The following is a 12,612-nucleotide window of genomic DNA, read 5'->3' as shown; positions in this document are numbered from 1 at the left end:
AGTGCTGGCACTCCGGCGGGCGAATCGCATCCAGGTCAGGAGCCTCACAAAATTGCATATAGGACTGGACGTCAGCAAAGGGAGCGCTGTAATATGAGGGCATAGCCATTGTTGCACCCGGTAACAACCGGGCACCGGAAGAGAGACTCAGAGGCGGCCAACCTGCAGGGTCTCTCTTCCTTTTTTCACCTCCGTAATGATTGTCGTTACGATACGGATCGTGATACGACAATCATCCGAAGAATCCTCCGACATTGAAAATGACAAAAAAAAACGCTCACTCGCCGTCAAATAGCGTGAGCGGTTACACGATCGGAATGCAAAACGGGTTCATATTGACGCAAGGTGCACTGCATAGCCGATGGTCAAGGTCACTTCCATCTGTTGTTACTGCATCCCTTTGCGATACGTTGCTGATTGCTATCGCTGTTCTGGGTGTCCCGGCCATGGCACTGCATATTACCTGGCTGCGCTACACGTTCGGCACAATCGGTACCGTCTTTCTGCTTTACATGGGTTGGTCGACATGGAGGGAGGACATACAGGAGGTTGCGGTAGACTCTATCTCAACTCCATGGACGACAAGGCGACAAATCGGGTTTACGTTGTCCGTATCACTTCTTAATCCGCACGCACTGATTGATACGTTGGCAGTGATCGGGGGGTCTGCATTAGGGTATTCGGGTTGGTCCGAGAAAGTCGCATTTGCCATGGCATGCGTTTCCGTGTCGTGGATGTGGTTCTTCGGATTGTCCGTGGTTGGGCATGTGGTGGGAAGAGTAGCTCTGCACAGGTCATCTCTAAAGGTGATCAACCGTGTTTCGGCAATCATGATGTGGTCATCAGCCGTCTATCTTGGCTACATTATCTATACCTTTCAGTAGTGGTCACGGATTAACACCCGCAGATTGGACACTTGCTCCCGATATTGAGCTCTTTCGCAGTTTTTTCTTCAGGCCTTTGCCCTGGGCCACAAATTGCCATCGGTCGTCGGTCCTTCAAGGGCCGTCTGTCGCTGAACTTCGGTTCCCTTGACCGCCCTCCGCCCTCTGGCCTTGGGCAGTTAGGGGCAGAGGCCCGGGATACGCACCAACGTGCGTCACACCCTCACTGGGCGTCTAGGCTCGAGCCCTGTCTCGATATGACGGCGGTAGAACTCGGCCGGCGTAGGACATTCCATCGCTCACACTCTGATTCAAATAAATGGCTCACGAACTACGGGCCGTTATCCGAACGAACGGTGGGCAACGGTATATGACACCGAAGAATCTGACGATTCCACAGTGCTGCTCGAAACGTCTCGACGGCATGTCTGGCTTCGCAGGTTAAACCGATATGGTATCCCACAATCTGCCTGTCATACACGTCGATGTACGACAGTACGAAGAAGAAGCGGTCCTCTCCTGTGATGTACCCGTACTTCACATCGACCTCCCAGAGCTGGTTTGGTGCCGTGATGGTGCGGTTCTGTGCCAGCTTCCTCGGGGGTGTATGACGGAGTTTCCGTTGCGGCCGCAGGATATCCAGTTTCTTACACAAGCGGTACACCTTTTTCTCGTTGATCAGGAGTCCATGGTCTTGTCTGAGCATGTGGGTCAGTTTGCGGTACCCATATGCGTAACCATCTCCGGCAATGGATTCCATAATCCACTCCTTGATCTGTTCATCACTGACTTTGCGGCCCTCCGCAGTCAGTGAGTACCCAGGAATCGGGCGCCCACCCGAGGTAGTATGCGGTCTTGGCTCGTGTGTCAACGGATAGTAAGAAGTGGATCGAGAGACCCCCACGATGCGCAGCACGAGAGTAGCGTTATACCCGGCTGTGACCCATTTGTGCGCAATGGCTACTTTATCCGCAAGTGAGGGCTCTGTTTTTTTTAGCAGGTCACGCAAAATAGCAATTTCAAGGTCTTTCTCGCCCAGAAGCTGTTTGAGATGGGCATCCTGTTTATCCAATTCACGGTTCTCTGCGACGAGTTGAGCATGTTCCTGCTGGGTGACATGGGGCGTTTCCTTTCGGACTGCTGCCCTGCATGGATTGGCCAGCTTTATACTGGCGGACCCATCGACTGACAAGATTCGGACGGATATCGTACTTCCGAGCCACAACGGAATTGTTCCCAGCGGCGATGGCCTGTTCGACGACCTGACATCTTGAACTCTAGAGTAAATTTCCGACGTTCCACGTGAACAATTTCCTGTTGACCAACCGCATTCATCGTTGGGCAATCGCCCAGCGGTGGCGCGGTTTTTTAATGGGGCGATGATGGATGATAATCGGGCTACTAAGAACCTTCTAGACCCGTATACACATCTATGGAAAATTATTGTACAATCTAAGTTGTAGCAAATTGCTCGTTACAATCCAATAAAGGAAGTGTATTGATTGACGGCTAGGGACAAAAATGCTCTTATCGCTATCTTAGCTATTATGGTTGCGAGTGGATTGGCTGGTTGTAGTATCTTTGGCGGAAACGGAACCACGAAACCCCCGAGCAATGCCGTCACAAAGAAGGTTCAACAGGGGATTGGCAATCCGACCAATAAAGGCATCATTTATTCCGATTTAAGTTCACTCCATGACGACGCGAATCAGTGGGTCGGATATGGTCATACGCCGGATTGGGGACCATGGTCTGAGCAGGCAGAAAAAACTTATATCCCTGCCGTGGAAAAGGTGAAAAAAGAAGTCGAAAAGGATGCTCAGAATAAGATCACGAAAGCAGTTCTGAAGGACTTGGATAATGCTGAAGCGCTTTTGAAAATTGCTGAACAGAAGCATGACCGTCAAGCTCTCCTTTATTTTCATCGGATTATGTCAGACTTAGCCAATTACGTTTATAGCAAGAACAAGGGTGACGAATACTTTGGAGCAACGAATGCTTTGAACGGAAGCGAAGCAAGTACAATTGACGAATACGTTAAATCTGAATGACCTTCTCGAGAAGGAAATTCATGCCCTTGGCGAAAACCTCGCGAATCTACACATTCGAGCGAGGACACACCCCACCATACGAATCCAAAAACCGGGTATAAGACCCTGGATTTAACGTACACAGTTTCGCCCTTCAAGACACTCTGAGGGGCTTTATCGCTATTGCTCGCTTCGCCCGATGATACGCCTGCAATTGGAAAATTTATATCCTGCTTTAGGTGTGCCAAGAAAGCTGGCGTGTGTTAGCGGGTGAAATTCCCGTCCCTGCAAGGGTTAGCCACTCACAGGGGACCGAATCTTGCGTACAGGACAGTGATATCAGGTACGAAGCGTAGACAGGGCGACGACCAGACCGCAACCTATAGGGTGAAGGGATTGAGCCTCGTAACGGGAGCGCAACCCAAGACTTTGGTGATTGGCGAATGAATGGACCACCACATGCCCAGGATGACGCACCCGGCTAAGGTAGTACTCGTCACCAACCTGTCGTCAGATGAATGAGAACGCCGCGGAAAACACCTGTGGTTTCGCGGTTCCCCAAAAGGTTACTCGACTGCAATTTTGTTGAGATCAAGACATTGACAAAAGCTCTGTTTAACCCATTTTCATGTAGCCCTTGTGAGCTGCATCGCATCGCGAACATGCATTAGGCAAATACGCTGGGGATACGGGTTTCAGGAAGACCATGAACTGAACATGTATGCGAGCCTTCAGCATAGTCTACCCGGGTGGTTCGATTCCATCCGAATTGGTCTGGTGTAGCGTCCTTTCAGACATGTAGTTTTGAAAGCGAGCACGGTCGGACAGAATGTGGCAGGCACCTTAGGGAGGGGACAGGGTTGGGAGCACTAACGGGGGATTCGACCTCACTTTGTAGCAGACCTGGAGAGCTGGACGAATGCCGAATGAGTCGAATTGCATTTGACCATATTGGTGCGGGAGGTACCCGTCTTGCGACAGCCCTTGAATTGTGAGCTCTGCTCGGTGAAATTGAGCGAAAGAGAATTGACTCGGTGAACGTTGCTCGGGATAGATACGGTTCATTAAACGATGAGGAAGTGCTACGGAAAGTCGAGAACTTGATACTCTTGTTGATATTCTTGTAAAATTATACCGTCGATTGTTGCGGATTGATTTACAGGAGGTTCAACGGGTCTGAAATCTGGCCGGTTCATCCGTGAAATTGGGATGGTGGAAGAACGTACGGCGGAACTGAAGGGGGAAGTCTGTGCAGTGGTAGGTGAACATCTGCAATCGGAGGATTTGTACGGGGACCGTGTGGCTCGAACATCTTCGCAAGTCCCGTTCTTTCGTCAGATCCGGGGCGAGGTGACACTGTACTGGATTGGAGCTTCCATCGGCGCGATTGTGTTCGATCTGGTGATGTGGCGGACCATGGAGCCCACACTCACTGGGTGGCTGAGTTGGACGTTTGGCTCCATCATCGTCGGGATTGTCGTGTTGGCCATACTGGTACAACTGCGCCTGCGGGTTTTGCTGCGGCCCATCGGGCTGCTGCACGAAGAGATGCAGCGCTTGGCTCAGGGAGACGTAGGAGACAGGGAACTGGCCATATCGGGACGCACAGACCTGGCGATGGTCGTGGAGGCGCTCCGGCAGGCCAAGGGGAACATGCGCGACATCCTTGAGCACTTAAAGGCGGCGTCAGTACATTTAACTGAATCAGCCGAGGCACTAGGTGAAAGCGCCAGGCAGACCACCTTCGCATCGGAACAGACAGCGGCGTCGGTGAGCGATATTCAGGAGCGCATGCAGGTTCAACGGCAGGAGATTTTGGAGACGGAACTGAGGATGCGGGAAACGGTGGAAGCTGTGGAACGAATTCAGCGGCTGGGCGAGATGGCCCTGCGGCTGTCGCAGACGAGCAGGGGCAAGGTGGACGCGGGCAAGGCGGAGATGCAACAAACCGCGGAGCGGATGTTGGCGATGCGGCAACAGGCCAAAGACATGACTGTTCAGGCCGAGTCCATGAGTGCGCACGCCAAACAGGTGATGGAGATCACCCAGTGGATTCAGGAGATTGCGGACCAGACACAACTGTTGGCATTGAACGCGGCGATCGAGGCGGCTCGGGCCGGCGAGGAGGTGCGTGGATTCACGGTCGTGGCGGATGAGGTGCGGCGTTTGGCTGCGCAGGCGAAGTCAGCCTCAGATCGCGTCCATACCGTGGTGACCGAGATGGGCAGCCAGGCTGCGGCTTCCCTGTCTGCAGCGCAATCGGTCGCGTCTGCGGTGGAGGAGGGACAGCGCGCGGTCGAGTCGGCGGCGGAGACCTTCTTATCCATGGTGGAGGACTTGACGCAGCAGGATTCCTATGTTGAAGAGATCGAAGCGGCGGCGACAGAAATTGGGGTGCGTGCACAGACGGTCAAACAACATATGACCGATCTTGTGGCAACCGCTGAACAGCAGACGGAACTGGTAGAGACCGTGGCAGCGGCCAGCGAGGAACAGCTCGCCATGATGGAAGAGGTTGCAGCCGGTGCGGAGGACGTCCGCGGGATGGCACGCACCTTACAACAACTTGCTGACCGGTTTTCGTGGAGACGGACTTGAACCTCATCTTTGATCTCAAGAGTCGTCTCGAATCTTATCCAATCACCTGGCAGGACGACGTGGAGGCGCTGGTGGAGGCGTTTTATGGCAGAAAAGATGTGTCAGCACTCCAATAAGTATATCGATCCGGCCGTGGAACGCTTTTTGCGGCGACAAGGTCGAATACAATTAAAAATTTCAGTTATGCGTTCGAAGATGTGGTTATGGGTGAGGCTATTGATCGCATCGGGTTGAACGATGCTATTTTTGCCAAGATCATCGACGAACCCGCTTTTCAAAGTGCGGTGAAGGATTGGATCATGCGACCGGTGTATAGAAAGTTTAATAACCCAGATCAGCTAAAACAGTAGTTCAGATTGATTTCCTTATGAAGATTATGTCAATGAGCATTTGTGATGTTTGCACTAGTGGTTCGAAGCGGAGTGGTCACGTGAGACAACATGGGCGTATCCCAAAAGCGGCCAGCCTAAGCTGACCGCCGTCTCCGCATGCACCAGCGCATGCCAGTGCCAGTCCCGCGCACCTGTGCCGTAACCCCTGCCTACGAATACCGCAACTGCACCATGCCCGCAGTGAAGAACACGACGGCGAATCCTGCCAGCACAATCATCGGGGTAGCCAGCGCCGTTAGTGTGGATGCGCCGATGGCTGCGAGCTTAAAGGCTTGGAGCGCCCACGTTTGCGGGACAAACCACGCGAGGTGCTGCATCCATACCGGTTCGATGTCGAGCGGCCAGTAAGCGCCGCTCATCATGGTCGTCGCAAGGGCGAGGAAGGCGCCAATCATGCGGTGCTGTTCGCCACTTTTCGCTACCCCCGCGATGCAAAGGGCAATACCGGAGATGCCGAGGATGTAGAGACAGACAGCGAGTACGGTCCATCCGCCGAGCGGAATGTCGGCGCGAAACAGCCACGCGCCAAGGAACCGCATCAGCAGGAACTGAAACCAGCCGATAACAAAGTACGCCAGCGCGTACCCACCGATGACCTGGAACCTACCCGCCGGACTGACCTTCAACCGATTCCAGGTGCCGGTTTGCTTCTCCCGAAAAATGTCTCCCGTGCTGCTGAAGACGATGAAGATGATGAACATCGTCGCGAACCCAGCCAGTGTGCTCGCCGTCGAAGATAGGGTCTTGTTATGAACGTTGCCGGAGACGAGGGTGTCCGTCTTGACTTGTACCAGTGAGTGCACTTTCTGCCCCTGTGTCAGGCCCTTGGTAAACGCAGCGACCAGCGCTGTACTGCTGGTATCGCCGCTGTGCCTCTTCGACGCGACGCTCGCAGTGCCGACTTGCGTCCAGCGAGTAACCTGTTGTTGCAAATCAGCTACGTTCAGTCCGTCGGAAGAGTTGCCGCTTGCCGATGGCGATTTGAGCCAGCCAATCGTTGGCGTTTCCCCGTGAATAATGTCCGATTGCAGCCCTTTCGGCAGGGTGACAATCACGCTGGCCTGCATGTCGCGCAGCGTCTGTGTAGTTTCACTGGGCAGGATAGGCTTCACCTGAACACCGTCCGCATGTTCGAGCGCCTGTACATACGCCCGGGAGACCTTGGAGTGGTCGCTGTCGATGACAGCGACCGCCACTTTCGATGAGCCCAGGTTTGGCAGCACGCCGAAGAGGAACGTGATGATGAGCGGCATGATGACCATCCAGATGATGTTGGAGCGTTGACGTACGAGATCGAGCAGAAAACGTTTTGTAATCGTCAGTAAGATACGCAAGCCTCACACCTCCTCAACGTGCCGGTTGGCCGTAGCGCATCGTGGCCAACAGCCCAAGACAAATGCCCAGGCAAATCAGGTAGCAGATGGGAACCATCAATTGCGACGCGGAGATGCCCATCACGCTGTTGACGAGCGCACTCACCACCCGTCCGTTTGGCAAAACGTGCGCAATATACTGCATGAACTTGGGAAAACCGTAAATCGGGAAAATGCTTCCGCCCAGCACGGCAGCCACCTGCGATCCGATGCCGCCTAAACCATCCACAGCCTGCTGGTTCTTCATCCAGGCGCCGAGCACGGAAGAGATGCCTGCGAGCGAAGCCGCATAAGCGAGTACCAGCATCCCCGTCTGGATAACGGGGCCAAGATGGATGTTCAGTAACCACCTGGCGCACAACAGCAGAATCGCGCCCTGCAGCGCCAACACCAGAAAGTTCGACAGCCAGTGTCCGCCGGTGAGTGCAAGCCGGCTGGACGGTGAAGCCAGAAGGCGCTTGTATCGATCGCTGTGCTTTTCTTCGACAGTCGCTTCCGCCCGACTCATAGCGTGCGTTAGCATGAACATCGCCATCATGCCGATCGCATAATAGGCGCCGGAGGTAATCGGTTTTAGCGGAGATGTATGCGTATCAATGTGAATCGCGGCTCCGTACGCTGTCGCCGGTACGCCGCCATGACTCGCAGTCATCGCCCGCATCACACCGCTTTGCTCACCAAACGAACTGACAATCGACTGGACAATGCTGCCGTCTGTCTCATGCCCTGGCTCCACCTCCACACTGACCGTCCCGGTTTTCCCGGCGGCAATCTGTTCGGTAAAGCCCTTGTGAATCCAGAGATCGACCACGGCGCCGCCCGCATTAACCTGATTTCTCGCCTGTGCAATCGTCTCTGCGGTCTTGACGTGGATGAGGCCCTTTTGGCTTTTTAGGACGTCAATCAATTGCGTCGACGCGGCCTGCCCATCCTGATTCACCACAACGACGTTGAAAGCCGGCAAGCCTTTGCTGCCAAACACCCCGCTCAGCGCGAAGCTGAGAATGAACATTAGCACTACCGGCAGTCCGAACAGCATGATGAGCGCTTTCCGGTCACGCACGAGCCCCCACAAATTCACCTTCGTCATCTGCCAAGCCACACGGAGCATCATGCGGATACACCTTCCCTGCCATCTCGTAACTGGCGCCCGGTCAGATGCAGGAATGCGGCCTCCAGGTTCGGTTCCTGGATTTCAATCGATGCCGGCTGCAACTGAAACCCTCTCAGGATGCCGACCGCTTTGGCCACGCCAGATGCGGCATCCTGCGTTTGCAGCAACAGTTCCTCGTTATCATTCTGTACGGTCTGAAACGCCAGGTCGTTCTTCAAGGCGACAACCGCCTGGCTGAGGTCGCCCTTGACCACCATCCGAATGGTCGAGAGGGTGCCGGCCAATTGACGAATGTCGTCGAGATGGCCATAGGCAATCATCTGACCGTGATCAATAATCGCCAACCGCTTGCACAAAAACTGCACTTCCTCCATGTAGTGGCTGGTATAGATGATGGCCATGCCATCCTGGTTTAGCTCTCTGACCGTTTCGAGAATGTGGTTGCGGCTTTGTGGATCGATGCCGACGGTTGGCTCATCCATGATGAGGATCTCCGGGCGGTGAATCATCCCGACTGCAATGTTCAAACGGCGCTGCATGCCGCCGGAGAACTTCTTGACCTGCTCTTTGCGATGCGACTCCAGGCCGGCCACCTTCAGGCACCAGTTCACATTGTCCGCGAGTCGGGCCCCATACAGGCCATAGATGGTCCCCCAGAACTTCAGGTTTTCCTCTGCCGTCAGATGCTCGTACAGCGCAATACTCTGCGGCACCAGCCCAATCCGCTGTTTCAAATAGCGCGGGTTTTTGCGCAGCGACCTGCCGTCTAGCAGCACTTCGCCGTCGTCCGGCACCAGGAGGCCGCTAATCATTGAAATGGTGGTCGACTTGCCTGCGCCGTTCGGCCCGAGTAGTCCGAATGCATCGCCGGGCTGAACGCTGAAGCTGACCCCGTCGACCGCCTTGTGCGCGCCAAACTTTTTTGTCAATCGCACAACTTCCAGCATCGAATACCTCCCCGCGTCACTTTGTCCATGTTCCTACGCCGTATGGCTCGCTAGAAAAGTCCGGAACAGAGACGCTTGATTCTGTACACATCGTACTAGGTTTAGTTCGCGGCTGCCTGTGTCAAACGATAGAAATGCATATGCCGTCAAGTCAGGGGATAACAGATGCGTAGCATGACGAAAGTCATGGTTTACATGAACCTTCCAGTTCTCATTCGAGGTTGAAATGTAATGAATGAAAGGTCCGTGTGAGGGTGAGGAGTGTTCAGTCGTACAAGCAGAGAGTCTTTGCGACCAGATACAAGATGAGGAATCGAAAGAATGCGCCGTAAGGCAACCCAGCCTATTTACAAATCGCTCCCTGTCATTAATGAATAAAACTCCCTTTGGAGGTTAATCGTTGAATATTACGAGGTATACGGCTCGAAGGTCTTACCTCTTGAATGACGTTCCGCCGTATCCGTGCTTAACGGCATACAAGGCGACCTGCGTCCGATCACGCAGATTCAACTTCGCGATTAAATTGCTGACGTGATTCTTTACTGTCCCCTCTGTGACGAATAGGTGAGCGGCGATTTCGCGGTTCGACATGCCGCGCGCGAGACAATCTAACACATCTTCCTCGCGTTCTGTGAGACGGATGTCAGCCGCTGGTTGCGGTGCCCGCGGTTCGCCTTTGTTATCTCCCTGAGGCGAGGTCATAAATCCTTTGGCCTGTATCGCCGACAACAACTTACTCGCAATCCCGGGCGGTAGCACGGCGCCGCCGGCATTTGCCGCCCGAACCGCCTGTGCAATCTCTTCGGCTGGCATATCTTTGACTAGATACCCCACTGCACCCGCCTGCAGCGCGCCGACCACTTCCTCCTGCTCGTCAAACGTAGTCAGCATGACGATGCGGGCTTGGGGACAGATCTGCTTAATCCGGCTGGTGGCTTCAATGCCGTTCAGGTTTGGCATGCGAACGTCCATCAGGATGACGTCGAAGGCTCCACCGTTCTGTTGCACCAGCTCAACCGCCTCGGTGCCGTCTGCAGCGACGGCGGCGACCTCGATGTCCGGTTCGGATCCCAACAGTGTCTTGAGTCCGTCGCGCATCAGGCGTTGATCATCCACTATCAGCAACCGAATCATACGTTCACTCCTTCCCAAATCGGCAGCCGCAGTGACAATCGGAAGCCTTTCGCTGGTTCGCTTGTAACCTCGATGTCTCCACCGTATCGCCGCAGCCGCTCGCGCATGGTGGACAGGCCAAAGCCAAGCGCGGGCGAGTTGGAGCCGCGGCCGTTATCCTGTATCACGAGGCGCAGATACACGCCACTGCGTTCCAACGTGACGTCTACCTTCGTCGCTCGCCCGTGCCGTTGTGCGTTGGTCAAGCCTTCCTGAATCACACGGTACAAAAGCGCCATTACCTGCGCCGGGATGGCATCGGTTACGGCCGTCTCGAACGTGATTTCCATGCCAGTGATGGAGGCGTAATGGAGCGTGAGCCTGCGCAGAGCAGAGATGCCTTCCGTGTCCGCGGTTTTGCGAATGGCTCGTACCGATTGCCGGACTTCATTGAGTGATTCCTGTGCCAGCGCCTCGCAGACCCGCAGGTTCTCCTGTGCCGCCTCCGTGTCTCCCTGCCCGAGAATGCGCCTGGCTGCCTGCAGCTGCACGAACAGCGCGGTCAGCCGATGCGCGACGTTGTCGTGGATCTCGCCCGCGATGCGATTGCGCTCTTCGGCGGCAGCAAGATCGTATACTCGGTTGGCGTATTCATTGACTTGCTCGTTCACGCGGCTTAACTGATGAGACTGCGCCTGGAGTCGCGCCATCGTCTCCGTGAACTGTTCGCGATCGCGCCGGTTGACCAAAATCTGTTCAGTTAACGTGACACCAAACGCCAACACCACCACATACAGTCCGACGAGGAGCCACTGCACCGTCGGCGTGCTGTTCCAATCGCCCAACCGATGCGGTTGCTCTGCACCGTATATTGTCCACAGCGAGAAGATCAGCAAGGAGAGGAACAGTCCAGTCTGCAGCACTTTATCGCGATATCGCACGACAGACAGCGACCACGTCGGAAACAACAGCAAACTGGCGGGGCCAATCGGGAACTGCACCATCATGTAGATCCCAAGGAGAAGGCCCGCCACAGCTTCTACCCAGACCGCTTTATGCAAAACCTCGGGCCACTTCGGATGATGGATACGCGCGGCCAGCATCAGATTGGACGCGAGAAATACGATGCCGCCCAGCGTATACCACGCTCGCCCTGGCCACGACAGTACCGGTACCGCGTATAAGACGACAATGCAGAGCTGCCAGCAAGGACGCAGGTATGTCCAAATCACGCGCTGCCAAGGGATGCGCTGGTGGAGTTCCTCTGCTGCCACAAGCTGGCCTCCTTCTTGGATGGGTATGATTTGTGTGACGCAGACCCTGCCCATGTGCAAACGGACTGCTTGATACGGCCAAAATTCCGTATGAGTTGCTGTGTGCAGGGATGCATCCTAATTATAACACGCTGATGTTGGAGTTTTATGTAATAGATTCCATATACTTAAATCTTGCTATCCAATGATTGCGTCTTTACTCTATCACGATGTTGCGTGAAATGTTCTCGGTGTAAGTCAGTTTTACGACACGGCACGAAGTGAGGAAACTCGGTTCGATACAAAAGACTTCGCGGTAATAACGCAGGAATTGAAGGCAATGAACAGAAACTATATACCGCATTATGCACGACGGATACATTCGAGACTCCGTCTGCTACAGCGTTATCGAGGATGAATGGCCGGGTGTGAGGCATAGGTTAGAGACGCTGTTAAATGCTCGATAAACCGGATTACATAACTACACAGCCAAGCGGTTATATGTCAAGGGGGTGATCGAGATGAATTGGAAATTACTTTGGAAAAAGACGACAAATTTATGGAAAGAGACATGACTTGAATAAAACCCGCCTGTTCACCGAATTTTCGCATCGATTAGGTGGGCCTCAGAACTGGAAATTCCGGTTGAGTTGGGGGAAGGAATTACCTCCTCCTCTCCGGGGGTGTGTACAGCTGTTTGGTGGTCAGTAGTGTGAACACCAAGCGTACCAGTTTTCTTGCGGTCAGGACGAGTGCTCTTTTGTGCTTGTGCTTCAATGCTTCGCCGTACTTCTTTCGGTAGAACTCGGCGTATTCAGAATCATACTTTCGGACTTTGTCCGCAGCCTGAATCAGGTAATAGCGCAGATACCGGTTACCTGTACGCATTCGAGACGTCTCTTCGGACT

At 54.2% G+C, this 12,612-nt stretch carries 10 protein-coding genes and 1 pseudogene; 3 read left to right on the top strand and 8 right to left on the bottom strand.

Going from position 1 to position 12,612, the window contains the following annotated elements; genetic code table 11:
* Positions 1-260 precede the first annotated feature (260 nt).
* The gene (locus tag H522_RS0115785; RefSeq protein WP_026963059.1) at positions 261-884 is read left to right on the top strand and encodes a LysE family transporter; all 624 of its coding nucleotides are present in this window, start codon (positions 261-263) and stop codon (positions 882-884) included.
* Positions 885-1,215: 331 nt separating this feature from the next.
* On the opposite strand, the gene H522_RS21980 is transcribed toward H522_RS0115785, so the two are convergent.
* Together H522_RS21980 and H522_RS22590 are read right to left on the bottom strand one after the other, a co-directional pair.
* Positions 1,216-1,956, bottom strand: a complete 741-nt coding sequence (locus H522_RS21980) for an IS3 family transposase (protein ID WP_051344363.1) — start codon at positions 1,954-1,956, stop codon at positions 1,216-1,218.
* 1 nt (position 1,957) lies between these two features.
* Positions 1,958-2,107 (bottom strand): hypothetical protein, encoded by a 150-nt coding sequence (locus H522_RS22590; protein ID WP_425387031.1) that lies wholly within the window; start codon positions 2,105-2,107, stop codon positions 1,958-1,960.
* 279 nt (positions 2,108-2,386) lie between these two features.
* On the opposite strand from H522_RS22590, the gene H522_RS0115775 reads away from it, so the two are divergent.
* Both H522_RS0115775 and H522_RS0115770 read left to right on the top strand, forming a co-directional pair.
* On the top strand, positions 2,387-2,935 hold the full coding sequence (locus tag H522_RS0115775) for a hypothetical protein (protein ID WP_026963058.1): 549 nt from the start codon (positions 2,387-2,389) through the stop codon (positions 2,933-2,935).
* Between the two features lie 1,233 nt (positions 2,936-4,168).
* Positions 4,169-5,512 (top strand): methyl-accepting chemotaxis protein, encoded by a 1,344-nt coding sequence (locus H522_RS0115770; RefSeq protein WP_035454441.1) that lies wholly within the window; start codon positions 4,169-4,171, stop codon positions 5,510-5,512.
* A 541-nt stretch (positions 5,513-6,053) separates the two neighbouring features.
* On the opposite strand, the gene H522_RS0115755 is transcribed toward H522_RS0115770, so the two are convergent.
* The 6 genes and pseudogenes from H522_RS0115755 to H522_RS19930 all read right to left on the bottom strand — a co-directional run.
* Complete coding sequence (locus tag H522_RS0115755) at positions 6,054-7,238, bottom strand: ABC transporter permease (RefSeq protein WP_026963056.1); 1,185 nt, start codon at positions 7,236-7,238, stop codon at positions 6,054-6,056.
* A gap of 13 nt (positions 7,239-7,251) precedes the next feature.
* The gene (locus tag H522_RS0115750) at positions 7,252-8,391 is read right to left on the bottom strand and encodes an ABC transporter permease (protein WP_026963055.1); all 1,140 of its coding nucleotides are present in this window, start codon (positions 8,389-8,391) and stop codon (positions 7,252-7,254) included.
* Entirely contained in the window at positions 8,388-9,338 is a 951-nt protein-coding gene (locus H522_RS0115745) for an ABC transporter ATP-binding protein (protein WP_026963054.1), read from the bottom strand. Before H522_RS0115745 ends, H522_RS0115750 begins: the two co-directional genes overlap by 4 nt.
* A 432-nt stretch (positions 9,339-9,770) precedes the next feature.
* Positions 9,771-10,472 (bottom strand): response regulator, encoded by a 702-nt coding sequence (locus tag H522_RS0115740; protein WP_026963053.1) that lies wholly within the window; start codon positions 10,470-10,472, stop codon positions 9,771-9,773.
* Positions 10,469-11,725: a sensor histidine kinase gene (locus tag H522_RS20765; RefSeq protein ID WP_051344362.1), complete on the bottom strand. Its 1,257-nt coding sequence runs from the start codon at positions 11,723-11,725 to the stop codon at positions 10,469-10,471. The genes H522_RS0115740 and H522_RS20765 overlap by 4 nt, the downstream gene beginning before the upstream one ends.
* A gap of 642 nt (positions 11,726-12,367) precedes the next feature.
* Positions 12,368-12,612, bottom strand: a pseudogene (locus tag H522_RS19930) (IS110 family RNA-guided transposase); the annotation flags it as partial.

Origin of the sequence: Alicyclobacillus herbarius DSM 13609, assembly GCF_000430585.1 — a bacterium.
GTDB classification, from domain to species: domain Bacteria; phylum Bacillota; class Bacilli; order Alicyclobacillales; family Alicyclobacillaceae; genus Alicyclobacillus_G; species Alicyclobacillus_G herbarius.
This window is presented reverse-complemented; position numbering and strand designations above follow the sequence as displayed.

What these genes read in the sequence shown, in the direction of transcription:
- H522_RS0115740 (WP_026963053.1), bottom strand. Translation starts at nt 10,472, where the DNA reads ATGATTCGGTTGCTGATAGTGGATGATCAACGCCTGATGCGCGACGGA.
- H522_RS0115785 (WP_026963059.1), top strand. Translation starts at nt 261, where the DNA reads ATGACAAAAAAAAACGCTCACTCGCCGTCAAATAGCGTGAGCGGTTAC.
- H522_RS0115745 (WP_026963054.1), bottom strand. Translation starts at nt 9,338, where the DNA reads ATGCTGGAAGTTGTGCGATTGACAAAAAAGTTTGGCGCGCACAAGGCG.
- H522_RS0115750 (WP_026963055.1), bottom strand. Translation starts at nt 8,391, where the DNA reads ATGATGCTCCGTGTGGCTTGGCAGATGACGAAGGTGAATTTGTGGGGG.